The organism is Scytonema sp. PCC 10023 (genome assembly GCF_963920835.1).
Classification (GTDB): Bacteria; Cyanobacteriota; Cyanobacteriia; order Cyanobacteriales; family Nostocaceae; genus Kalymmatonema.
The window spans coordinates 64,420-86,407 of the sequence record NZ_CAWUDP010000032.1; the positions used below are offsets into that span (position 1 = coordinate 64,420).

At 43.4% G+C, this 21,988-nt stretch carries 23 protein-coding genes, 2 tRNA genes and 3 pseudogenes; 9 read left to right on the forward strand and 19 right to left on the reverse strand.

All coding sequences use genetic code 11. The annotated features are described in order from the left end of the window. Window positions 1-21: 21 nt before the first annotated feature. The 6 genes and pseudogenes from ACM0OZ_RS20165 to ACM0OZ_RS20190 all read right to left on the reverse strand — a co-directional run bounded on the left by ACM0OZ_RS20165 (window position 22) and on the right by ACM0OZ_RS20190 (window position 6,940). Complete coding sequence (locus ACM0OZ_RS20165; RefSeq protein WP_414584602.1) at window positions 22-1,521, reverse strand: lipopolysaccharide biosynthesis protein; 1,500 nt, start codon at window positions 1,519-1,521, stop codon at window positions 22-24. Between the two features lie 460 nt (window positions 1,522-1,981). Further along, a complete protein-coding gene (rfbD, locus tag ACM0OZ_RS20170) occupies window positions 1,982-2,875 on the reverse strand; it encodes a dTDP-4-dehydrorhamnose reductase (protein ID WP_414584627.1) in 894 nt (297 codons plus the stop codon). Then, entirely contained in the window at window positions 2,875-3,420 is a 546-nt protein-coding gene (rfbC, locus tag ACM0OZ_RS20175) for a dTDP-4-dehydrorhamnose 3,5-epimerase (protein ID WP_414584603.1), read from the reverse strand. The genes rfbD and rfbC overlap by 1 nt, the downstream gene beginning before the upstream one ends. Further along, window positions 3,417-4,376, reverse strand: coding sequence for a glucose-1-phosphate thymidylyltransferase RfbA (gene rfbA / locus ACM0OZ_RS20180; RefSeq protein ID WP_414584604.1), 960 nt, complete (start codon window positions 4,374-4,376; stop codon window positions 3,417-3,419). Before rfbA ends, rfbC begins: the two co-directional genes overlap by 4 nt. Window positions 4,377-4,405: 29 nt before the next feature. Further along, entirely contained in the window at window positions 4,406-5,488 is a 1,083-nt protein-coding gene (rfbB, locus tag ACM0OZ_RS20185) for a dTDP-glucose 4,6-dehydratase (RefSeq protein WP_414584605.1), read from the reverse strand. A 62-nt stretch (window positions 5,489-5,550) separates the two neighbouring features. Further along, window positions 5,551-6,940, reverse strand: a pseudogene (locus ACM0OZ_RS20190) (RNA-guided endonuclease InsQ/TnpB family protein). 59 nt (window positions 6,941-6,999) lie between these two features. Between ACM0OZ_RS20190 and ACM0OZ_RS20195 the strand changes: the two are divergent. After that, complete coding sequence (locus ACM0OZ_RS20195) at window positions 7,000-7,182, forward strand: hypothetical protein (protein WP_073635155.1); 183 nt, start codon at window positions 7,000-7,002, stop codon at window positions 7,180-7,182. A gap of 96 nt (window positions 7,183-7,278) precedes the next feature. Here ACM0OZ_RS20195 and ACM0OZ_RS20200 read toward each other — a convergent pair. Beyond that, window positions 7,279-7,395 (reverse strand): annotated as a pseudogene (locus tag ACM0OZ_RS20200) (ABC transporter permease); the annotation flags it as partial. Between the two features lie 643 nt (window positions 7,396-8,038). Between ACM0OZ_RS20200 and ACM0OZ_RS20205 the strand changes: the two are divergent. Further along, on the forward strand, window positions 8,039-8,212 hold the full coding sequence (locus tag ACM0OZ_RS20205) for a hypothetical protein (RefSeq protein WP_414584606.1): 174 nt from the start codon (window positions 8,039-8,041) through the stop codon (window positions 8,210-8,212). 111 nt (window positions 8,213-8,323) lie between these two features. Here the strand turns inward: ACM0OZ_RS20205 and ACM0OZ_RS20210 are convergent, their stop codons facing one another. The 7 genes from ACM0OZ_RS20210 to ACM0OZ_RS20240 all read right to left on the reverse strand — a co-directional run bounded on the left by ACM0OZ_RS20210 (window position 8,324) and on the right by ACM0OZ_RS20240 (window position 14,146). Then, window positions 8,324-9,139, reverse strand: a complete 816-nt coding sequence (locus tag ACM0OZ_RS20210) for a WecB/TagA/CpsF family glycosyltransferase (protein WP_414584607.1) — start codon at window positions 9,137-9,139, stop codon at window positions 8,324-8,326. A gap of 519 nt (window positions 9,140-9,658) precedes the next feature. Next, window positions 9,659-9,895, reverse strand: coding sequence for a hypothetical protein (locus ACM0OZ_RS20215; protein WP_414584608.1), 237 nt, complete (start codon window positions 9,893-9,895; stop codon window positions 9,659-9,661). A gap of 1,033 nt (window positions 9,896-10,928) precedes the next feature. Continuing rightward, window positions 10,929-11,096: a hypothetical protein gene (locus ACM0OZ_RS20220; protein ID WP_414584609.1), complete on the reverse strand. Its 168-nt coding sequence runs from the start codon at window positions 11,094-11,096 to the stop codon at window positions 10,929-10,931. Window positions 11,097-11,216: 120 nt separating this feature from the next. Then, window positions 11,217-11,300, reverse strand: a tRNA-Leu gene (locus tag ACM0OZ_RS20225). Further along, a complete protein-coding gene (locus ACM0OZ_RS20230) occupies window positions 11,279-12,154 on the reverse strand; it encodes a M48 family metallopeptidase (RefSeq protein WP_414584610.1) in 876 nt (291 codons plus the stop codon). Before ACM0OZ_RS20230 ends, ACM0OZ_RS20225 begins: the two co-directional genes overlap by 22 nt. A gap of 159 nt (window positions 12,155-12,313) precedes the next feature. Beyond that, window positions 12,314-13,708, reverse strand: a complete 1,395-nt coding sequence (gene murA / locus ACM0OZ_RS20235) for a UDP-N-acetylglucosamine 1-carboxyvinyltransferase (protein WP_414584611.1) — start codon at window positions 13,706-13,708, stop codon at window positions 12,314-12,316. Between the two features lie 144 nt (window positions 13,709-13,852). Then, window positions 13,853-14,146 (reverse strand): hypothetical protein, encoded by a 294-nt coding sequence (locus ACM0OZ_RS20240; protein WP_414584612.1) that lies wholly within the window; start codon window positions 14,144-14,146, stop codon window positions 13,853-13,855. Window positions 14,147-14,349: 203 nt separating this feature from the next. Here ACM0OZ_RS20240 and ACM0OZ_RS20245 point away from each other — a divergent pair. Both ACM0OZ_RS20245 and ACM0OZ_RS20250 read left to right on the forward strand, forming a co-directional pair. Beyond that, a tRNA-Leu gene (locus ACM0OZ_RS20245) sits at window positions 14,350-14,431 on the forward strand. A 57-nt stretch (window positions 14,432-14,488) separates the two neighbouring features. Next, window positions 14,489-15,283, forward strand: coding sequence for a TrmH family RNA methyltransferase (locus ACM0OZ_RS20250; RefSeq protein ID WP_414584613.1), 795 nt, complete (start codon window positions 14,489-14,491; stop codon window positions 15,281-15,283). A gap of 367 nt (window positions 15,284-15,650) precedes the next feature. Here ACM0OZ_RS20250 and ACM0OZ_RS20255 read toward each other — a convergent pair whose 3' ends face one another. Then, window positions 15,651-15,845: a hypothetical protein gene (locus ACM0OZ_RS20255; RefSeq protein ID WP_332989593.1), complete on the reverse strand. Its 195-nt coding sequence runs from the start codon at window positions 15,843-15,845 to the stop codon at window positions 15,651-15,653. A 58-nt stretch (window positions 15,846-15,903) separates the two neighbouring features. Here ACM0OZ_RS20255 and ACM0OZ_RS20260 point away from each other — a divergent pair, with 58 nt between their 5' ends. Then, entirely contained in the window at window positions 15,904-17,448 is a 1,545-nt protein-coding gene (locus ACM0OZ_RS20260; protein ID WP_414584628.1) for an RNA-guided endonuclease InsQ/TnpB family protein, read from the forward strand. Here ACM0OZ_RS20260 and ACM0OZ_RS20265 read toward each other — a convergent pair. Next, window positions 17,353-17,772: an acyl-CoA thioesterase gene (locus ACM0OZ_RS20265; RefSeq protein WP_414584614.1), complete on the reverse strand. Its 420-nt coding sequence runs from the start codon at window positions 17,770-17,772 to the stop codon at window positions 17,353-17,355. The two genes, ACM0OZ_RS20260 and ACM0OZ_RS20265, sit on opposite strands and share 96 nt — an antisense overlap. Before the next feature lie 84 nt (window positions 17,773-17,856). Beyond that, window positions 17,857-18,129, reverse strand: coding sequence for a hypothetical protein (locus tag ACM0OZ_RS20270; RefSeq protein ID WP_414584615.1), 273 nt, complete (start codon window positions 18,127-18,129; stop codon window positions 17,857-17,859). 453 nt (window positions 18,130-18,582) lie between these two features. Here ACM0OZ_RS20270 and ACM0OZ_RS20275 point away from each other — a divergent pair, with 453 nt between their 5' ends. Continuing rightward, the gene (locus ACM0OZ_RS20275; protein ID WP_414584616.1) at window positions 18,583-18,720 is read left to right on the forward strand and encodes a hypothetical protein; all 138 of its coding nucleotides are present in this window, start codon (window positions 18,583-18,585) and stop codon (window positions 18,718-18,720) included. 667 nt (window positions 18,721-19,387) lie between these two features. Beyond that, window positions 19,388-19,660: an S-layer protein gene (locus ACM0OZ_RS20280; RefSeq protein ID WP_414584617.1), complete on the forward strand. Its 273-nt coding sequence runs from the start codon at window positions 19,388-19,390 to the stop codon at window positions 19,658-19,660. A gap of 112 nt (window positions 19,661-19,772) precedes the next feature. On the opposite strand, the gene ACM0OZ_RS20285 is transcribed toward ACM0OZ_RS20280, so the two are convergent. Then, window positions 19,773-20,201, reverse strand: a complete 429-nt coding sequence (locus ACM0OZ_RS20285; protein WP_414584618.1) for a hypothetical protein — start codon at window positions 20,199-20,201, stop codon at window positions 19,773-19,775. Window positions 20,202-20,340: 139 nt separating this feature from the next. Here ACM0OZ_RS20285 and ACM0OZ_RS20290 point away from each other — a divergent pair, with 139 nt between their 5' ends. Continuing rightward, the gene (locus tag ACM0OZ_RS20290; RefSeq protein ID WP_414584619.1) at window positions 20,341-20,496 is read left to right on the forward strand and encodes a hypothetical protein; all 156 of its coding nucleotides are present in this window, start codon (window positions 20,341-20,343) and stop codon (window positions 20,494-20,496) included. On the opposite strand, the gene ACM0OZ_RS20295 is transcribed toward ACM0OZ_RS20290, so the two are convergent. Continuing rightward, a complete protein-coding gene (locus ACM0OZ_RS20295; protein WP_073636399.1) occupies window positions 20,479-20,664 on the reverse strand; it encodes a hypothetical protein in 186 nt (61 codons plus the stop codon). The two genes, ACM0OZ_RS20290 and ACM0OZ_RS20295, sit on opposite strands and share 18 nt — an antisense overlap. A gap of 59 nt (window positions 20,665-20,723) precedes the next feature. On the opposite strand from ACM0OZ_RS20295, the pseudogene ACM0OZ_RS20300 reads away from it, so the two are divergent. Beyond that, window positions 20,724-21,814: pseudogene (locus ACM0OZ_RS20300) on the forward strand (RNA-guided endonuclease InsQ/TnpB family protein). Window positions 21,815-21,988 lie beyond the last annotated feature (174 nt).

Sequence of the window (21,988 nt, forward strand, 5' to 3'; positions counted from 1 at the left end):
CAAAGCACAATACTCTTACATTTATTTCTTAAACTCGCTTAGAAAACTTAAATAAAAATCTTTCTTGCGAAATACATAAAACATGAACACGAGATAGACTAAGCTCATCACAACAGAATAAATAATTACTGCTGTCCATATTGGTTGACTGGAGCCGAAGGCAATTTTGATACCTAATACCATCACACCTGCCACCACGGATGATACAAATGTTTGCATCACTGCTTGCATTACATCAAATATGGTGATTGATGTGCCGCGTGTTGCGTAGTACACACAGGGAGCAGCCTGTAAAAGCATTCCTATGGCATAGGATAAAGCAACTCCTGATGCTTGATGCGGTAACCCGACAAAGAATGATGCCACGAGCCAGGAGGAAGAGAATAAACCCCATTTCAGCATGCGATCAGTTTTGCCTCTGGAGATGTACAGCCAACCAGTTGTGTTACAAATAGGTTGAACTATAGCGGAGATACTGAGCAATCGAAACAAAATGCTAGCGCCACCCCATTCGGAACCAAGAATCACTCCAATAATCTCTTCAGATGCCACTATCATAAAAACGATCAAGGGCATGGTCAGAAACGTAACTATTGATAAAGCTTTGAGGTAGTAGTGGCGGAACTGTTGGGGGTCGTGTTGCAATCTACTTAAAGTGGGAACTGCGACAGATGAAATTGGTGCATTAATCTGAGCGATTGGTAGAAGTAACAATTGATAAGCTCTAGCGTATAGACCCAATTGCTGAGCACCCCAGTATCGTCCGATAAGAACGTTATCAAGATTTCGGGCAAAGTAGTTGATAGTGCTAAACCCAGTCAGGTTTCCTCCAAAAGCAAGCATGGAGCGCGATCCAAATCCCGTAGTAGGCAAACCCGGACGCCAACCACAGGCAATCCAAACTCCCGCAGTGCTAACAATTCCTGAAGCGAGCGGTATAATTACCAGTGCCCAGTAGCCATATCCATACCAGGCGGCAACAATACCAGCTACAACGCCAATCAACATAGAAAGAATATCGTTGAACATCAGCACTTTGTACTGCATTTGCCGATTGAGCAATGCACTATGTTGAACGCCTAACCCACCGAAGATAAATCCAACTGCCGAAACAAAGGTAATCCAAGTCAAGCGGGGTTCATGATAAAACCAGGCAATTGCAGGTGCGATCGCCACAGTTATCAGCGCAGTTGTGAGACTAAGTGCCATATTTACCCAAAATAGGGTACTAACTTGCTCGTGATTAATCTCGTCCTTCTGGACAGTTGCCATCGACAACCCCAAGTCTTTGAACAAGCTAACGAACCCAGTAACCGCTGTCACCATACCCACTAAGCCGTAATCTTGCGGTATCAGTAATCGACCTAACACCATGCTAGATCCCATGGTCAACCCAAACTTAAAAACTTGGGCAACCATTGTGACTACACCACCTCGAACAGAACGCCTCTTGAGATCGGTCTCGAGATGATCGGTGCGAAAGTACTTATCGTTCTTGTTACTAGAGGAAGGATTTTTCATGAATTTCAACGCAAGTTAAAGCCAATGGCTCGCTATCTACTCAATAATCATCTGAAGTTTCAGAGAAAACACTGTTGTTGTTATTCTTTTAGTTACTTCCTTCAACAATCGTTGCATCAGGAAAGATTTGTATATTAGTTTCCATCTTCATCTCATCTTTAAAAAAACTGTAGTTTGGGCAAAAGGTGGATATTGGGCAATACGGTTCAGAAAAGATTGTTTTTAGGCGCGATACTTATGTAGAGATGCGCTGTTTGAAGCGTCTGGACACGCATGGAATTGTCACAAATAGCCTTTAATATCAAGTCCCCTTAATTACTTATTTGGATGCAGTACACTTTGACCCCACCCCTTACCCCTCCCCGATGCCTTGGGGAGGGGAGGTTTTGGCGTTAGCCAAAGCCGGGGTGGGGTTTTGAGTGTATTGCAACGAAACCAGAAGCGCTATAATTCTTATCCATTAACCAACTGCCAACTCTAAATTTCTTTGCCAGCTAGGAAAAGCTAACCCAAATGTACTAGAAATTTTCTGAGTATCTAATGATGAATAAGCTGGTCTTTTCGCAGGTGTCGGATACTCGTGTGAAGGTATTGCTACCAATTTTTCTAACTTATGTTCGCTGCGTTTAGAATCATATTCAAATATCACTTTTGCAAAGCCATACCAACTTGTCTGACCACTGGCTGTGAGATGGTATATCCCACTGTTACTGCTCAAAAAATTAATCAAATCTTTTGTGCCTTGAGATAGAATCTGTGCTGTAGATTCAGCAATCATCCGGCTCCATGTTGGCGCTCCCACTTGGTCATCCACAACTCGTATCTCTTCACGCTCCCGCGCTAATCTCAACATTGTCAGCAAAAAATTTTTACCCCTCAAGCCATACACCCAACTTGTTCTTAAGATGAAATAAGGCACACCAACTGCTTGAATTGCCTTTTCGCCAGCTAATTTTGTTTTTCCGTATACATTTTGGGGATTAGGCTCATCTTGCTCTGTATATGGCGTTGCTTGATTACCGTTAAACACGTAGTCAGTTGAATAATGTATGACTCCTGCACCAACAAGCTTTGCTTCTTCTGCAATCACACCTGGTGCAGTCCCATTGACAGCCATTGCTAATTCAGGTTCTGTCTCTGCCTTATCTACAGCAGTATATGCAGCTGCATTAATAATTAAGTGAGGCATGACTTGGCGAATCACATGACGAATAGTGTCAGGCTGAGATAGATCTATGCGTAAACCAAGGGATGAGACTTCACGTCCTACAGGAATGACTTCACCAAGAGTCATTAAAGTTCGTTGCAGTTCCCAACCAACTTGACCCGTGCTACCTGTGAGGAGTATTCTCATCACGCAAATACCTCTGCCTCTTTGAGTCGCTTACCCGCTTTATCTTTTGCAGAGACAATGGGTTCTGCTTCAAGGGGCCAGGCGATCGCCAAATCAGGATCACTCCACAAAATGCTACGTTCATACTCTGGTGCATAATAGTCTGTCGTTTTGTAAAGCGTCTCAGCATATTCTGAAATCACCAAGAAACCGTGTGCAAATCCTGCTGGTATCCATAGTTGCTGCTTGTTCTTGGCGCTCAAATGAATGCCCACCCATTGACCAAAGTACTTAGAACTAGTTCTCAAATCCACAGCTACATCAAACACTTCACCAATGACAACTTTAATCAATTTGCCTTGAGGTTGCTTGATTTGATAGTGCAGACCGCGTAGTACATTCTTCGTTGAACGAGAATGGTTGTCTTGCACGAAGTGTTCTACAATATTTGCCTTTTCTCGCAAAACTCGTTCATTGTAGCTTTCGTAAAAAAAGCCACGTTCATCTTCAAAAAATCGCGGTTCAATGAGCAGTACATCAGGAATTTTAGTTTGTAAAATTTTCACAATGTCACCCTCTCTGTTCCTGGCAATTCCTGCTGAAAGCCATTTGCTGATGGAACTTGATTCATTCTCTGTTCCTGCTGAGCGCGGATATCATTATTGATGATGTCCATCAGGTAACGCCCATAGCTACTTTTAGCTAATGGTTGAGCAAGTTGGTAGAGTTGGTCGGCATTAATATATCCTTGGCAGTAGGCAATTTCTTCGATACAAGCTATTTTTAAGCCTTGCCGTTGTTCCAAGGTTTGAATAAAGCTAGCAGCTTGGTGAAGCGATTCATGAGTACCCGTATCCAACCAAGCATAGCCTCGACCTAAAATCTCGACTTTCAGTTGCCCGCGACGCAGATAAACCTGGCTTAAGTCAGTAATTTCTAGTTCATTGCGGGCTGAGGGTTTGAGAGTGGCAGCAATTTCACAAACTTGAGAATCGTAGAAATAAATACCAGGCACAGCATAGTTAGACTTAGGAATCTTGGGCTTTTCCTCTAAACTTACTACCTGATCTGCTCTATCAAATTCAACGACTCCATATCGCTGAGGCTCAGCGACTCGATAACCAAAAATAAGTGCGCCCTCACGCAACTGAGTTGCACGCGTTAGCACATCAACGAGACCATGCCCGTAGAAGAGATTATCACCTAAAATGAGGCATACGGAGTCGTTACCAATAAAATCTTTGCCTAAGATAAATGCCTGTGCTATGCCTTCAGGTCTTGGTTGCTCAACATAGCTAAACTTGAGACCCCACTGGCTACCATCTTGCAAAAGTTGCTGAAACAGTGGCAGATGGGCGGGTGTAGAGATAATGAGAATTTCGCGAATCCCAGCCAACATGAGAGTGGACAAGGGGTAGTAAATCATCGGCTTATCGTAGACAGGCATGAGTTGTTTGCTGACCACTTGAGTCAGCGGGTACAATCTTGTACCAGAACCGCCAGCTAAAATAATGCCCTTCATGATTCACTCCTCACATGGTTGGGGTTTCGTTAGCTTGATAATACTGCCTCTCTATCTCCATAGTTCTGCTTAATCCAGTGTGCGTAGGCTCCTGATTGGACTTGCTCGACCCAAGTTGGGTTGCTTAGATACCACTGAATGGTTTTTAACAAACCGCTATCAAAGTCCTCTTTTGGTTGCCAGCCCAAATCTGAGCTAATTTTACTACAATCAATTGCATATCTTCGGTCGTGCCCAGGGCGGTCTTTCACAAAAGTGATGAGAGAGGAGTGGCGAAAGTCGGGTTTGGGAGCTAACTCATCAAGGATTGCACAAATTTTTTCAACGACTGTTAAGTTTCTCTGCTCGTTGTTGCCTCCAATGTTGTAAGTTTCTCCAACACCGCTATGTTGCAAAACTGTGTAAAGGGCTTCGCAATGATCCACAACATACAGCCAATCTCGGACATTATGTCCATCCCCATATATTGGTAAAGGTTTACCATTCAAAGCATAGAGAATAATTAGAGGAATCAGTTTTTCGGGAAACTGGCGTGGACCGTAGTTGTTGGAGCAGTTGGTTATTAAAGTGGGCAGACCATATGTGTGAAAGTAAGCTCGTACAAAATGGTCTGAGCCAGCTTTTGACGCGGCGTAGGGACTATTGGGGGCATACGGTGTCTCTTCCCTAAAAGCTGGATCTTTTGGACCTAGTGAACCATACACTTCATCAGTGGACACATGCAAGAAACGGAATTGCTCTCGCTTTTGTGGGGATGATTTTTCCCAGTATGCTCTGCTAGCTTCCAAAAGTTGGAATGTTCCCACTACGTTTGTTTGAATAAAATCTTGGGGACTTAGGATTGAGCGGTCAACATGGCTCTCAGCAGCAAAGTTGATGATTGCGTCTGGTTGGTACTGCTCTAGAAGATTACCTAACAGTTCAATATCACCAATGTCTCCACGGACAAAACAATATCCAGAATCATCCTGCAACTGTGCTAGATTTTGAGGATTGCTGGCATATGTCAACTTATCTAGATTGATAATGTTAGCCCACCGTTCAATTCTTGCCTTCAGAATGAAGTTAGAACCGATAAAACCTGCTCCACCAGTTACCAAAAAAGTTTGCATATTCCTAGTTTATGATTGACTGTAAAACTTGACATCTCCCCCGGTTGGAAACACTGGGGATTCTAAGCTGTTGTTGCTCCGAGGGCTTTTAGCCCATCTACGCAACGTTTACGATATGATTTATTAACCCTTGTAAACAAATCAATTCGTTGTGGCACTGTCAAAGATGCCCTACCCACCTCGACTAGGTTTAAACCTAGCTGTGTGGCTACTTTTCTGATGATGTTGGCGCTCCCATTGCAATCTGCATTGATGAGATGACCATCACGACTCCGGTACAGCCCGCGCTTCACCCTATCACCCGATGGTTTCCACCCCACGGGTTTTTCACCGTATTTAGGCAAAGAATCACCGTCAAGAAATGACGCTTTTGATGTGTACGCTTCTTCCGTAACTGTTAAGACTATTCCGTATTCTTTCGAGAGTTGTTTAAGTCGCTCAATTAACCGTCCTGTAGGGATGACAACAAAGTTTTGATTGTTGCGCTTGCCCATATTAGAACCACTTTTTTGTCCTTCGTTCCAACCAATGACAAGGTTCCCGACTCTGTCATTCAAGCACTGGTTGATGATGAACCGTGCTGCTTTGTTTACCGCGTCACGCCGGACGGTTATTACGTTTACGCTGCACTCGCTCAAGGTTAGAATCCCAGTAAAGGTCTGATAACCCAAGTTTGTACTTGGCGACAAGGCGACAGTACCCTTGGTTCATGTTCCTCAGCTTGCGCCCATCCAAAATTAAGCTTTTTCCACGAGTTGAGACACCTGTTAGCCAGTTTGTTCCACCATGATCAAACGACCATGCCTGGGTGTAGTCAAGATTGGGATTAATATCAATTGGTTGCTTACCATCGTCAATAACCCAATCGATCCACAACTCACCAAGATAAGGACGTACTGTCACTTCTTTTACCCAATCAGAATCAATGAAATCAGGCAGATGCAAGCATATTTCGGTTAACAGATGCGGCTTGGTTTCGCGGCTAATTGATGGGTAGAAGCAACCATCTCTATAGTTGAGTGCCTGACGTGGAAATGTTACTGCTGCAAGTCCTCCCTTTTTGCGGTATTTAGGCAACGAAGGCTTGTCAACTTCACCTTTGTAATAAGCGTTGACCAACCGGTTGTAACTAGTAATCGACTCGCCTACAGTCTTTAATGTTTGCTGGGCTGACTGTGCAGCCATTGATTTGTAATGCGGATTCTCTTTAAGGGCTTTGTCTAATTCTGGGTAGGCTGTACTGCACTTATATGTTTTCCACCCGTAGCGCAATTCATCACCACGCCAGTAAAGCGTAAATACCTCCCCTTGTTGTTCCAGCTTACTGTAATGGGTTTGACGGGTATGGTAGATTGCTGAATTTATCAGGCTATTCGCGTGTTCACACTGGTCAACCCAGAACGCTTTTTCCTCATCAGTAAACTTTGCTCTAACTGGAATTGTCCTGTACAGTTGACTCACCTCATGTTGCTTTGTTAGTATACACTCAGCTTACACGGCGTACCTAAAATATGTCAATAAGAAAAGGTCAAAAAGGACAAAAAAATATCCCGTACTTGCACGATGAAGTCAAAACAAAACGCACTGTTTTATTAACTCCAACTGCTTGGGACATACTAAAAACAAAAGCAAAAACCAAAAATATTAGTATCAGTGAATTAATGGAACAGTGGGCAAGAGACACTTTGGACTAAAGTCCTCCGTATCGGGTTTCATCCCCGGATTAAAAGGTAGGGGTTCTCACCCTCCCGCCCTTATATGATAGGGAACAGACAAACATTCTTCCATTAGCGTACCAAAATGTCACGCCATGCCAGAAAGTAGAACAGTTCCTGGTATGTCCACAGGTCTTTCCAAGACTGTTTTTCAGCTCGACCTACCTCGATTGTAAGTTCTTTTGTGCTCATCTACTTAACCTGTATGTTGCATCAATTAGACAAAGCGCGATTGTTTACAGACAAAGTATCTCAAGTCTCCGAAAAAACATACTTCCTCTACTTACTTACTTTAGTCATCTTTAGTATCAGGAAATATTCGGGAATTATTTTGCATCTTTATCCTCGCTTTCATGCAACTGCTGCTGGGGCGAAAAGTATTTATTACAGGTGAGAATTTTGGATAGAAAACTGGCAATTGCTTACCCAGCATAGGTTCTGGTAACAGAATTCGCTACAAAATCCAACAAAACCTTTGTTAACAAAGTATAAGAAATTTTCCTACACATCCGGGATGTCTTATACCAACTCTCTATGAAGTTGAGCTTAATTCGACCCCCCGCGAGCTTCGGGGGACGCCAAAGGCGGGGGGTAATTATTAAGCGCATTGTTACAGAGAATTGGTATTAGTATTCCCTCGTAGGAAGTACTGTCATACCCTTTCAGGAGTTTTCGTGATACTCAGGAGATTTTCTTATGAAAATCCCCTGATGCTACGCGTGCATTTTACGCCAAAGGCTACTGGGCAAATTGTTTGCAATACATTTCGGTGGCTATCGAACACCAACTGATTACCCTTGCCTAATCACCATGTCTATTGGTATTAAACTTTTTTATGGCAAGGAGTCAGCCACTTTACAGCGGTTTTCAGAATTACGGTGGGCATTGCTCACCAATATATCAAATGGATACCGCATGGGCTTTTACGGGCAATGCCCAACGCCAGATGCGTGGCTGCCGGGAAACCATGCACGCCAATCGCCTGCTGTCGGGAAACCCTCCTGCATAGCGCTGGCTCACCAACGCACTGGCTCCCCTACGATTTGTGGTCTAATCTGTTGCTAGTGAAGTTTTTTGTCCGAAAGTGAAAACGCTGTAAATCACTACAGTCGCCGATCTACTAATCTCTCCATCCCAAATAGCGTTCGCGAATATGGAATGGCGTACTGATAAAAGAAGTTGATGTTAACAGTTGTTTAAAAGCCAACCAAAGAAACGCTGGGATCGTCTTAGTGTAACGACCCCACAAGCGACGGGGTTCTTGCATCCAGCGATATAGCCATTCCAAACCTAAATCTCGCACTATGCGCGGTGCTCTTTTATGGATTCCTGCATAAACTGGGAAAGCACCACCTAGCCCAACCATGACTGCGTGTATTTTATCCTTGTGCTGAGCCATCCAATTTTCTTGTTTTGGACACCCTAAAGAGACAAACACTAAACCCGCGCCACTGGAATTGATTCTTTCAATCAGTGCTTCGTCTTCAGATAAAGTCAGGGGACGGAAAGGCAACGGTTCCATCGCTGCTATTTTCAGATTAGGGCATTCCTCCTCTAACCTGCTCTTCATGCGAGCCAGAATTTCTGTTTGAGAACCCACGAAATAAACGCTGACATTCAGTTTTTCAGCCAGCGCACAGGATGCTTGTAAAACATCCATCCCCGCTACGCGGTCTTGGTATCTTGCTCCTAATAGCTTCATCATCCACACTAGAGGCATACCATCAGGAGTAACTAGGTCTGCATTCTTGAGCACAGTACCAAAGTCTGGATTCCAATAAGCCTCCATCACCATATGTACATTGGCGATACATACAGTCTTACTCTCGCGAGCTAGAGCCCATCGCAACAGTGTTTGTATTTGATCGTTAAAGCGTAAGGCAGTAATCGGAAAATCTAGCACTCTTTGAACAGGTAGAAAAGCTCTTCCTACCATAACGTCACTCCTTGTGTCTAACAGAGAACAGAACATGTACGAAACCATTCCAAACATTGAAAGTGTCAGGCTATATCCCTGTCTGACTCTTTCAACTCTTGAAGCATGGTTGAAAGTTAACACATGGAGATGCAGTAGCTTTTACAGTAAATCGCCGAATTCCCTGGTATTAATTCGTTTGTTTTTACCTGTATAGTAATTTACTGTAAAAATCAGCAAGATTAGTAGTTAATTGTCAAACTTTACAATAACTTTATAATATCTTTTTATTTAATTTATATAGATTTTTGCAAAAGTTAACAGAGATTGAATCAGCAAAAAAAATAAGTCTCTTAATCAAATTTACAGACGATAAAACTAACGAATTGTGATATTTAAAAAGTGAAAATGAATACTGTAATTGAAGATACTTATTTTCTTCAATGAATATGTAAAATAATCGCTTTATCAAGCAAATGACACTCTTTATATAACTTTCACGATTTCTGTGATCTGCCATCACAAACTTTGTTTTTGTTTTCAAACAAAACAAAAAAACAGGGGGAAGATTAAATTTTCTTCCCCCTGTCTTTGCTTTTTAGTCTTATTTAGTTTTCTACTATCTGCTTTGTTGTCTTTTTCGGGTTTGTTATCTTCTTTAAGTTTCTGCCGGAGCCTTTGCTGTTGTTTCTTAAGTTGTCGCTGCCTTGCAGAACCACCTCTACCCTTATCATTTCGACCTTCTCGCCGGGGAGATTCCCATCTTTTCAATCGCATAATAATTGTCCTTGCTTAACTTCACAAATCAAATAATAACTAGATAAGCAAACTTCTGTTAATGCAAAAATGCAGATACACTTTTGCTTTTATTTTGCTTTTCAGTCAGATTTCCTATCTCTATTATAGTTCCTAGTTATTTTGTCGTCAAATTATAAAAGTAAAACTTGATAAGGACAAATATTGATATTGTGCAGCTTTGATGTGCATTCCCTAAGCTGTATGCCTAAATGCATAAAAACACTCATAGGACAGGCTTTCCTACATGAAGAATCACCATGTACTTCTAAAGTCATTGAGGAACCAGACAATCAAGGGTTTATTTCTCAAAAGCAAAAGTCTTGTTCATTTTTCAAACCTTTAGCCTTTATAATTGGGGATATTCCAGCTTCTAACGTCTGTAATCTGAATCTTTTGCATGGGTGACGACCTCTGAATTTACAAACTCTTTACATTCTTTATAACTATTCATCATGTCTCAACGATAATCCGGAATAAGATGTATAAATCTATCAAAAAAATACATAAATATATCTCATCAAGTTCATCCTCACCAGAAAAGGTTTTAACTGTGGATACCGTAAAGTTCCTAGTGCGGTTTTGCCTTCAGGTAAGGTAGCCTGAAACAACGCCGAATAACAAGATTCCCGACTTCTTTGAAAGTTGTCGGGAATCTGAATATGCGATCGCGCACGCACTTTCACACAAATCAAACAGGATTCGTATATGAAGAAATTATGATGGGAAACCGATTGTTGATGTGTTTGTTTTCTTTGGATGGTGCAGGCAAAGTGGACTCTCTATCGCGAGTCCCTTCGTAGGCATTAGACGATCAGCATTGCAAAATGCTGAAGTATGGCAAGCAAGATTGTATCTACACTTGTGTTGACCGCATAAAGTTACCAAACATTGATATTAGCAAGCTGGCTGCAGGAACATTTAACTAATTCGGCGGAATTCCCGCAACCAATCGGGTGGGGTGCATCACGCCGGGGAATGAGGAGATGCCCCTCCAAGCAATAATAACCAGAGGTTATTGGGCTTGCGGGACGCTCGACTCATTCCCTCTCTCTGGTGTCGGTAATCGGTCAATCCAATTTTCTATTAGTTGTGTCATCGTCTTTTCTTTCCATTCGGCATATAGCTTCAGCTTATTGTATCGACGTTCGGACATCCGAAACCGTAATGATTTTTCTTTCACTTATGTCTACACAACGCGCCACATACCACATTCACTTATAAAAAAATCAAAATGGAAGAACGAAGAATGAAAACTTTTTCTCTTCTTTCTTCCTTCTTCTTTTTTCCTTCTTTATTCAAGTGGGCAGGAGGAGAATCGAACTCCTATGACCGCAAGGTCGCCACATTTTGAGTGTGGTGCGTCTACCAGTTTCGCCACCCGCCCTTGGGTGCAACTTCATTATTATACTCTATTTTGTGATTTTGCAACAACTTTTGATATTCTTGGCTGCTTGCCCAGCGATCAATTTCTCTTGCACGCAGGACTGGCACTGGGTGAGTCAACTGAGCTGTCCGGGCGGCTTTGACCATTTCACCGAGTTCGGTCTTGCTAATATCATCATAAGCACGAGCTTGGGCAATAAAAGCATCGAGGTTGAGTTGCGGTGCGATCGTTGGCGAACCTCCAGCAAGTTTCATCAAAACCGACATCACAACTTTGGGGTTTTGGGTTGCTAACAATGCTGCGCGATCGCACGTAAATTCTGCACAGCGTACCCATTCCAAAAGTTGCGCTTGTATTGCTTGAGCTAGAATTGTTCCGACGGTGGGCACCGCCGCCGCAGCTAATATCAATATATTGACTGGAGTCAAGTAAACGCTGTGGTCACACTTGAGATGTCCCAATTCATGGGCAATCACCGCCTGAATTTCTTCTGGTTCCAGCATATCAATCAGGGAAGTGTGTACCACAATAAAAGGCTGTTTTCCCCGCATTGCAAAGGTGTAGGCATTGGGAGCAGGATGCTGCCTAATATAGAGCTGGGGTGGATCTATGTCCAGTGTTTTGCAGGCTGACAACAACAGCTGATGCAGATGGGGCAGTTGTTTTTCACCTACAAGAACGCTGGAAGCGATATTTTCCACATAGAAAACCTGCTCTGCTAATGGTCCCAAAACATTCCGTACCATCATATCCAAGCCAGGTATCTGCTTGAGTGCTTTGGTTGCTTCTAGATCAAGTGGATGACGAAATGAATCTGCTTTGAGACCAATCAGTTGAGTGTTTAGCGGTAACATGGCGAATGCGAGCTTGGGGAAATAACGGAGTTGTGATGCTTAGAACTGGTCTGTTGAACAGCCCCACAGAAATAGTATAGCTATAGCAAAAGGGACAAGGAAGGTAATTCTTCCTTGTCCTGCTGCTTTTGTGGTCTTTTGTACTTATGCCCGTTTTAGCTAAAGGGACTTTGACGCTTGAGGCTCGATGGTGCTCTTAGCAACTTCTGTATTTGCCTCTGTCGCTGGCACACGCTCGATTCTAGCTCCCAATTGCTGCAACTTTGTATCGAGTCTATCGTAGCCCCGATCTAGGTGATGCAATCCCTGAATGATGGTTTTTCCATCTGCCGCTAGTCCTGCTATAACTAACGCTGCTGATGCCCGCAAATCCGTTCCTAATACAGGTGCGCCTGACAACATCGGTACTCCCCGAACAAAGGCAGTGTTGCCTTTGACGCGAATATCTGCCCCCAAGCGATTCAACTCTGAGGCATGACGCAAACGATTCTCAAATACAGATTCGTTAATCACGCTGTCGCCTTCAGCCAGTGTCAGCAATGCCATAAACGGCGCTTGCATATCTGTAGGAAACCCTGGATGGGGATAAGTTTCAATATCAGTTGCCCTCAAAGTTTGTGCTGCCAAGGTGCGTAAGCAGTTAGGCGCTTCCTCAATAATCGGCACTCCAATATCTCGTAGCTTGGCAATGACCGGTATCAAATGCTCTGGAACCACTGGCGAGAGAGTAACCTCTGAACGGGTCATTGCTGCTGCTACCAAAAACGTCCCTGCTTCGATGCGATCAGGAATAATGGTATAGTCAGTAGAGTGCAACTTTGGCACGCCGACAATTGTAATTGTACTGGTTCCTGCACCGTAGATTTTTGCTCCCATTGCAATACAGAAGTTCGCCAAATCGACGACTTCCGGCTCACGTGCAGCATTTTCGATGATGGTTTCGCCATCCGCAAGAGTAGCCGCCATCATCAACGTTTCCGTTGCTCCGACGCTGGCAATATCCAAATAAATCTTAGCTCCCTTTAATCGGCGATCGCGACGAGGAACATAGGCATTACAAATGCCATGCTCAATCTGCACTTCAGCGCCCATTGCTTGCAGTCCTCGGACATGCAGATCGACCGGTCTTGCCCCAATGGCACAGCCTCCTGGTAACGGCATCTGGGCGACTCCCAGTCTTGCCAGAATCGGACCGATAGCAAAGAAACTCGCTCTCAACTGCGTAACCAGTTCGTAAGGAGCCTTTGATGTTTTGATTTCTCTGGCATCAATGTCTAAAATGTCTCCAGTTTGCTTTAAGGGAACGCCTAAAGCTGATAAAATCTGACCGATCCGTGCGACGTCTGCCAATAACGGCACGTTACGGATACGACATTCGCCTGAACACAGCAACGCTCCAGCCATGATCACCAGTGCTGAATTTTTTGCGCCGCTAATTTTGACATGACCTTGCAAACGATGCCCGCCCCATATTTGCAAGACTGAGGAGTCTGCTGTAGGAGAAGATTTAGCATCTGGTAATCCGCTAGAAGGAATAATAACCCTATCCTCCAAAAAAATTTACTGATTTCATACGTTGAAAGTTGGTTTCGATTCTACACGATAGTTTTTGATTGTCTACATTTTTGCACGACATCTAGAGTTAACAAATTGCTCTGCCGCTAGGCTTGACAAGCGAAACCCTTGCTATATCGTTATTTATAGCGCTTCGAGTGTTGAGTGCAATACATCAAGAAATAAGAACCACAGATGGACTCTTGCGTGCGTTGCGGTGAATCCAGTCCTGCAGGCGGGTTTCCCAACAAGCGGGAACTGGTGTTCGCCGTCAGGCGTGCCGTAGGCATACCCGAAGGGAGCCAGTACTGAAGGAGGGTTTCCCGGAGCAGGTAACTGGCGTTGGGGTTCCCCCCGTTGTTGACGCCCGAAGGGCGGCTTCCCGCAGGGTAGCAACTGCCGTACAGATGGACACAGATAAATAATTACTTCATCCAAACGAGAAGCGCTATAGAACTTTATTTAGAACTTTTGGTAACACATAGTACATGCGTTATGGGAGAATGAGGAGTGCAAAAAAAATTTTGCCTGACTGAATCTATTTGCCCTACGTCGTTTTCCTAAAGTGATAAAAAAATAATTACTTGACACAATTAAATAATTAGGTGATAATTAAATACGGTCAAGAAACAGTGAAATTCGCGGAACTGGCGGAATTGGCAGACGCGCTAGATTCAGGTTCTAGTGCCGCAAGGCTTCCGGGTTCAAGTCCCGGGTTCCGCATTTGAGTAGTAAGTGCCAAGTAAGAAAAAAACTTAGCACTCAAAATTCAGAGATTTGATGCTAACAAGTACACAGAATCCTCTAGTCAAGCAAATCCGCAAACTGCACTCCGCAAAGGAACGGCACAAGCAGCAATTGTTTTTAGTGGAAGGAACGCACCTGTTAGAGGAAGCTTGTGCAGTGAATTACCCGTTAGAAGCAGTGTGTAGCACTCCAGAATGGCAAGACGCCCATCCTTTGCTGTGGGAAAAAGCGTGTGGTCTTTGCGAACGGGCAGAAATTGTTAGCGAGGAAATTTTAAAGGCGATCGCCACCACAATACAACCGGATGGCGTAGTCGCGACGGCAAAACGAGGTTATCGTGTTGGCGAAGTGCCATTTACTGGTATCGTGCTAGCATTGGAGACTGTGCAAGATCCAGGGAACTTGGGTACAATGATTCGGACTGCTGCTGCTGCTGGAGCTTCTGGATTGTGGCTGAGTGAAGATAGTGTGGATTTAGACAACCCAAAAGTCTTACGTGCTTCCGCAGGACAGTGGTTTCGCCAAGCAATGGCAGTGAGTTCTGATTTAAAAGCGACAGTCCAGCAAAGTCAGCAAGCAGGAATGCAGGTTGTCGCAACCTTACCCAATGCGACTTTGACTTATTGGGAGGTAGACTGGCGCAAACCCAGTTTAATATTGTTGGGCAATGAAGGTGCTGGTTTGTCGCCAGAGTTGACAGCAATGGCAGATTTGCAAGTGAAAATTCCCCTAAGTCCAGGGGTAGAATCATTAAACGTGGCAATTACCGCTGCTTTGATGTTGTACGAAGCGCAAAGGCAAAAAAAATCTGAATTAAACCTTACTTGAAAATAGCAGGAGAAGCAGGCGACGCGTCAAAGTCTACTGCATCCAAAAGTAGGGTGGGCAGTGCCGTAAACTGATGTCCAGATTATATGCTAATGCTTTGCACTGCCCCGAAGTTCCCTAGGTTGGGAAACCCCTTTGGGTTCGCCAGGGGCGCTGCGGAGGGAAACCCTCCTGCAGCACTGGTCTCACCGCCTACAGGACTTCTCTCCACCTTACAGTCGAAAAATGAAACGCGTATTTTATGATTTTTGTCAATGCGTAAGCCCTACTAACTACGTAACAACCTGTGATTTTTCTATCAAAGAATAGTGGGAGCGCGAGAACCCCTACTATGCGCGAGAGGGGATGAAGCGCGGCTCAACAGGTTTTAACCTGTTGTTTCTCTTCTTTTTTGTTGAATAAGAGCTTCAATATATTCACTAGCGCTTGTTCTCTCTTTTGTCGCCTGTTCGCACACAAAGTACCAAGCTGTATTGGTCAGAAATATCCCATGCTGCTTTTTTAGCTCTTCATGTAATGCTGGTTGATTTTTTACTCTCTTCCTGCCTTTACCTGTTGACATTGTTAGTACCATTTAGTATTCTAAGTGCAAACTAACAGAGATACAGGAGGTGAGTCAACTGTACAAAACAATTCCAATTAGGGCAAGATTTACAGAAGAAGAAAAAGTTTTTTGGTTAGACCAATGTCAACGTGCTAATAGCTTGATTAATTACGCCATTTATCACACTCGTCAGACTCATTATGCGCGTCTTCAAGAAATGGACAATGCATATACTACCTACTGGCACGGTGACGAGTTACGCAGTGGATGGAAAACTTACCAATGCAACAGTTCTTATCCAGAATTAGACAAAGTTCTCAAGGGCAATCCACACTATAAAGGACTGGCAGCGCAAGCTGCACAACAAACCTTAAAGTCAGTTGGCGAGTCAATTACCAGTTACAACGGATTGGTCAAGGCTTACTACAAGGGAGAGGTTGACCGACCATCTTTGCCCAAATACCGCAAGAAAGGAGGGCTAGCAGCAGTAACATTTCCACGTCAAGCGCTCAGTTTTAAGGATGGATACTTCAAGCCCTCAATCAGCAAAGAAACTAAACCAGAACTTATTACTGAGGTTAAGTTAAAACTGCCTGATTTCATTGACTCTGATTGGGTAAAAGAGGTGACAATACGTCCGACTCTTGGTGAATTTGTTATCGATTGGGTCATCGATGATGGCAAGGAGCCAATCAAAGTTAATCCCAACCTTGATTACAGTCATGCTTGGAGCTTTGACCACGGTGGAACGAGCTGGCTCACAGGTGTCTCAACACGCGGTAGAAGCTTTATCATTGATGGTCGCAAACTAAAAGCGATGAATCAGGGCTATTGCCGTCTTGTGGCGAAGTACAAGCAGGGTAAATCTGATTTCTACTGGGACAGCAATCTTGACCGAGTACAACGCAAGCGCAATAATCAGATGCGCGACGCCATCAACAAGGCAGCGCGATTTATCGTCAATCGTTGCTTAAACGACAAGATTGGCAACATCATCATCGGTTGGAACGACGGACACAAGGTTGGGTCTGATATGAGTAAGGTGAATAACCAAAACTTTGTTCCCATTCCAACAGCACGATTGATTGCACGATTAAAGCAACTAGCTAGTGAGTACGGCATCGTAGTCACAGTCACTGAGGAAGCGTACACAAGTAAAGCCTCATTCTTAGATGGCGATATTCTCCACAAATTTGGTGAAAAACCCAAGGGCTGGAAGCCGTCAGGTAGAAGAATAGAGCGCGGTTTGTATAAAACAGCCACGGGCTTGTTAATCAACGCAGATTGCAATGGTGCAGCAAATATTGCACGTAAAGTAGCTACACAGCTAGGCTTACGCCTAGTCGAGGTAGGTAGGGCGGTTTTGACAACGCCACAACGATATGACTTGTTTACGCGATTAAATAAATCATATCGTAGACGCAGCGAAGTGGAGCCAGTGCTGCGGGAGGGTTTCCCGACAGCAGGCAACTGGCGCTGGTCTTATAGACCCCGTAGCTGCAACAGTCTAGAATCCCCCGTGCTTCTAGCCGGCGGGAGATGTCAATTGCAAGAACTTCTCTATCAACATATCGGGTATTGGTCGCGGGCGCATTGTTTTGGCGTCTACCCATACCCATAAAGCCTCAGCCGTGACTAACAAATCATCTTGGTTTTGTTTGCGAATCTCATACTCGCGATAGGCACGAGTACCGCGCATTTCTCTTAACCAAGTCGTGACTTCTAGCGTGTCGCCTGCTACTGCTGGACGCAGGTAGTCAATTTCCACGCGTCGCATGACAAATACACCACCCAGTTCTTGGTAGAGATCGAAAGTTAAGCCCAGGTGTTCAGAGTGTTCAATGGCTGCCTGTTCTAGATAGTTTTGGTAAACTGCATTGTTGACGTGTCCCAAGGCATCCATTTCGTAGTGCCGAACCCGCAGTAGTGTTTTGAATATTTGCATGGGTGAAATGAGTCAGAAATTATCAATAAGGAGTCAGGGCGCAAGGTATTGTGACCGTACAAAAGTTATAGACGTATCTAAGTACTATTTTTGGTGACTATTGGCGGAACACCACTGACCTATTGGTTCGATTCTCGCCTGCTGGATCAATTCTACGACTTGCGATTGGCTTTGCCACTGCCCCTTGGGCAATCGCTTGCATCCGTAATTATTTGCTAACAATTCCTCGGCTTGATGTTTTGCCTGATCAGCAGACACACCAAAAGTCATTATTTCTTCCTCTTGATTTCCTGTTATGCTCTCAACTGGAATTACGCAGATATATTGTGGTTCACCCGGTCTTATTTGTTGCACCATTTTTTGCTCACTTATTTGAACAGATAATAGCTGTCTATTTTCAATATACTCATAATTCCAGATATCAAACTATGAAAACCAATCCGTAGGTTTCTTGTGCTTTGGTGTGATTGCTATCATCTTGCAGGTTCTAAATTTCTGGTTGAAACAACGGCAACCAAGCATTAAGATTTTTCTCAAAATGGCAAAACTTGGAAGTGTAAACACTTACGTATGCGAAAATACATTCTAGAGACAAGAAATCTCTTTTTGTAAATTATTCTTTTTTAAGTAAGGGAGTGCGCCTAGAGGCACGCGTTTGCGTGCGCTCCATTAATTTACTTTCATCTCAGTTGCTTAATCGTTGGAAGTGAGAAATTAAAACTCTTATTTCCAAGGACAGATTTAACATAACTGAGTTCAAGCTTGATGAGTGGCGTCTGGTACTAGCTCAGTCAAAATCGGAGGGTAAAAATGGCAACACGTAATAATTTTGTCACAAATTTGTGGCAGAAATTACAACAAGATTCTGTGGCTTGGGGAGCTTTAATGTTGTGGGTTGCTGGATTAGTTGTACTAGTAGCGATAGTTACAATGTTTTCTACTACCTAAAACTGACGCACATAGCATGAACCGTATTGTTCTAGCAACGACTATCGTGTTATCCACTGCTGGCTTAGCTTGAACCAAAAGAAGCCCCACATCCGACCCGGAGGGCGGTGTGGGATGAATTTTGGGGTGCTCAAGGTACGTCCCCCGACTAATATTAATCGTCGATTGATTCAGGAGTGGGGACAGTGCCTTGAGCGCCAGTCTCTGTGTTGGGTAACATGTCAACAAGCGTCTTCGACAATTTGAGTAATCGTCTTATCTCTACTTGCGGCATATGACCGTAACTTGTTTAATCTACGAGTTGATATTCTTAAATTCAATCGAGAATCTTTCATGATGGGTAGTCAATATCTACCCGTTATGTTAACATATAGAAGTGTTGATAAAGTCTAAAACACTGGTCAACCATCTGTACCTAGACAACTGAAGATAGGGGGTTTTACCGGGAAGTGCGGCTCAATTGTGCTATTAATAGCTGACTACAGCCTCCGGTATGTAAAATCTTCAAGGAACGTAGGGGAATGGTTTTTTCAATCATTCAAGTCGGGAGGGACACGTGCCTGACTATAAACTGCGGTAGTGGGAAACAGTTGGAGTACCACGAACGAATTTCTGGAAAGATAAAATCTGCCAGAAGCCTACACCGTACCGTTAGGTCGGTGTAGGAGTGTCACTGACTCCTGTGAAAGCTCAAGACACCCCTACTGCTAGCCCAGGTAAACCAAATCAAGTTATCAATGCCTGCATTCAGAACCAGGCAGAAACCTTACCTGTACCCTTTAGCGATGTTTCACCGGATCACTGGGCTTTCAAAGCCGTGATGACGATGCACTATTGTGGGGCTTTCCGTCAAGCAACGCCACCCGCTTTGTGGGAACGGCTGAAACCAACAGAAAGTCAGCAAGTACCCGAACAAGAACCAAAAACTCCAGTAAAGTAGTTTGTCAAACACAATTGAAGGGTAAAAAAACCCGGTTTCTCTGAGAAACTGGGTTTCTTTGTTTTGTATCTCAAAACGTACCCTCAAGGGCTAGGAACTGTACTGTTATAGCTCAGTACCTATCACTGGGTAAAAGAACAATATCTATGACTTCGCCCACGGTTAAACCAAATCCAGCAAGTACAGTAACTAGCAAAAGCCTATCTCTTTTGCTAAAACCAGCAAAACGCAGTTCCATTACAGCGAAAAGTGTAGTTGCTAAAGGCATAATAATGAAGGTCGAAAAAAGCGACCAAGTGGCGATTAAAGCAATTGATGCACTTAAAACCAAGACAACAACTAAAGTCTTAGAACCAAATTCAATCAAACGCTCTAACCAAGAAATACTCCTCCAAGCCACAGCTAACACTAATGCTGCTACAAAAGCTCCCACCAGCCAAATAATGTGATTAACAGACAAATACCATCCCAGCCAAGCATACGCAAGGCAGAGTAACACTAAAGGTTGCAAAGGAACCCTTTTGAAAGATCCGACAGTCATAACCGAATTGTTTGCTTTCTAGTTTAGCCTACTTAACCGTTTATACCTTCTCTTTCTAGAATTTTACTGGCGTTAGAATATGAATAAATATACCTAAATATGGTTTTCTATTAGAGATATTTAGCTCAGAATTAGCGCAATGAGCAAGATAACTTTAGAAGATGTGAACCAAAGACTGAAAGCGGGGAAGGTGGGGGTAAAGGTGCAGCAAAGAGGCGATCGCCTATCGTTGAGGGTTAGAAACTGTAACTTAATTCCTGGACAAAACTACCCACTACTACTCCTGATTGGGTAGGTTTGATATAAGTTGGTCAACAAAATCTCTAAGCTGTTCTTGCCAATTGGGGACGGCTTTAAGTTTTTCTAGCTGTCCTTTTCGACCTTTAAAGCTTATCGGTTTAGTGTCTAAAGGTTCATCTCCATACGGTAAAGCACCAAGTTTATGTTTTTTCTGAAAAGGCATTGACTCTTGTTATCTATATCAGTAGACTAATATATAGCATTTATGAAGAGGTCGAGTCAATGCTGCTAGGTTTTAAAACAGAATTGAAACTGAATAATCAGCAGCGCATAGCATTAACAAAACATTGCGGTGTAGCTCGCCATGCTTGGAATTGGGGTCTTGGGCTGACAAAGCAGATACTTGACCACAACAAGACAAATCCCGATTCTAAAATCAAATTTCCTAGCGCTATTGACTTACACAAATGGTTAGTAGTATTGGTGAAGTCTGAAAATGAATGGTATTACGAGTGTTCTAAAAGCACGCCACAACAAGCATTAATAGCTTTGCGAGAAGCTTGGAAACGTTGCTTTAACAAAACTGCTGGCGTTCCTAAGTTCAAGAAAAAAGGTAGACGTGACTCTTTCACGCTTGAAGGCACAATCAAAATTCTGGGCAATAACAAAATCCAAGTACCTGTAATTGGTGTACTCAAAACTTATGAACGACTACCACAGGTATTAACTAAGTCTTGTACAATATCTCGCCAAGCTGATAGATGGTTTATTAGTTTCAGATTCGATGTAGAAATCCAAGAATCACATAACACAGACGTTGTAGGCGTTGACCTTGGAGTCAAAGCACTGGCTACAATCTCAACTGGTGAAGTAATTCTAGGAGCTAAATCCTACAAAAAATATGAAGAAAAACTATCCAAAATGCAATGGTTGAACCGCCATAAAATTATCGGCTCGGCTAATTGGAAAAAAGCGAGTGTGCAAATAGCTAGACTTCATATGAAGATAGCTAGCATCCGAAAAGATACCTTGCACAAACTCACAACACTGCGCGAGCCTTGAACCACGGCACAGTAGTCATTGAGAATTTGAACGTATCAGGAATGTTAGCTAATCATAAACTGGCTAAAGCAATAGCTGATATGTCTTTCTTTGAGTTTCGTCGTCAATTGACCTACAAATGTCAGTTGTATGGTTCAAAGTTGGTTGTGGTTGACCGATGGTTCCCATCTAGCAAGACTTGCTCTAACTGTGGAACCAAGAAAGAAACACTCGGACTGAATGAACGAGTATTTGAATGTGGTCATTGTGGCTTTGTCATTGACCGCGACTTGAACGCAGCAATCAATTTGAAGCGAAGCGGTTCCTCTTAGGAACTAGAACGCGGTCAGTTAGACCGTTTGAGCCTGTGGACTGGTTAACGCCGACGTTGCCAGGATGAAGCAAGGAAGTAAACGAAACCCAAAGCAACTCGGCTAGTACAAGTTATCTAGGATAGAAAAGTCTAGTTATGGGTAGCTTTGGGTAGGTGTTATGAAACGGCAACC

What these genes read in the sequence shown, in the direction of transcription:
- ACM0OZ_RS20290 (WP_414584619.1), top strand. Translation starts at nt 20,341, where the DNA reads ATGAGCAAGATAACTTTAGAAGATGTGAACCAAAGACTGAAAGCGGGG.
- ACM0OZ_RS20195 (WP_073635155.1), top strand. Translation starts at nt 7,000, where the DNA reads ATGTCAATAAGAAAAGGTCAAAAAGGACAAAAAAATATCCCGTACTTG.
- ACM0OZ_RS20210 (WP_414584607.1), bottom strand. Translation starts at nt 9,139, where the DNA reads ATGGTAGGAAGAGCTTTTCTACCTGTTCAAAGAGTGCTAGATTTTCCG.
- ACM0OZ_RS20265 (WP_414584614.1), bottom strand. Translation starts at nt 17,772, where the DNA reads ATGCAAATATTCAAAACACTACTGCGGGTTCGGCACTACGAAATGGAT.
- rfbA (WP_414584604.1), bottom strand. Translation starts at nt 4,376, where the DNA reads ATGAAGGGCATTATTTTAGCTGGCGGTTCTGGTACAAGATTGTACCCG.
- ACM0OZ_RS20275 (WP_414584616.1), top strand. Translation starts at nt 18,583, where the DNA reads ATGGCAACACGTAATAATTTTGTCACAAATTTGTGGCAGAAATTACAA.
- ACM0OZ_RS20215 (WP_414584608.1), bottom strand. Translation starts at nt 9,895, where the DNA reads ATGCGATTGAAAAGATGGGAATCTCCCCGGCGAGAAGGTCGAAATGAT.
- ACM0OZ_RS20270 (WP_414584615.1), bottom strand. Translation starts at nt 18,129, where the DNA reads ATGGTGCAACAAATAAGACCGGGTGAACCACAATATATCTGCGTAATT.
- ACM0OZ_RS20295 (WP_073636399.1), bottom strand. Translation starts at nt 20,664, where the DNA reads ATGCCTTTTCAGAAAAAACATAAACTTGGTGCTTTACCGTATGGAGAT.
- ACM0OZ_RS20285 (WP_414584618.1), bottom strand. Translation starts at nt 20,201, where the DNA reads ATGACTGTCGGATCTTTCAAAAGGGTTCCTTTGCAACCTTTAGTGTTA.
- ACM0OZ_RS20205 (WP_414584606.1), top strand. Translation starts at nt 8,039, where the DNA reads ATGGCAAGGAGTCAGCCACTTTACAGCGGTTTTCAGAATTACGGTGGG.
- ACM0OZ_RS20230 (WP_414584610.1), bottom strand. Translation starts at nt 12,154, where the DNA reads ATGTTACCGCTAAACACTCAACTGATTGGTCTCAAAGCAGATTCATTT.
- rfbB (WP_414584605.1), bottom strand. Translation starts at nt 5,488, where the DNA reads ATGCAAACTTTTTTGGTAACTGGTGGAGCAGGTTTTATCGGTTCTAAC.
- ACM0OZ_RS20250 (WP_414584613.1), top strand. Translation starts at nt 14,489, where the DNA reads ATGCTAACAAGTACACAGAATCCTCTAGTCAAGCAAATCCGCAAACTG.
- ACM0OZ_RS20255 (WP_332989593.1), bottom strand. Translation starts at nt 15,845, where the DNA reads ATGTCAACAGGTAAAGGCAGGAAGAGAGTAAAAAATCAACCAGCATTA.
- ACM0OZ_RS20165 (WP_414584602.1), bottom strand. Translation starts at nt 1,521, where the DNA reads ATGAAAAATCCTTCCTCTAGTAACAAGAACGATAAGTACTTTCGCACC.
- rfbD (WP_414584627.1), bottom strand. Translation starts at nt 2,875, where the DNA reads ATGAGAATACTCCTCACAGGTAGCACGGGTCAAGTTGGTTGGGAACTG.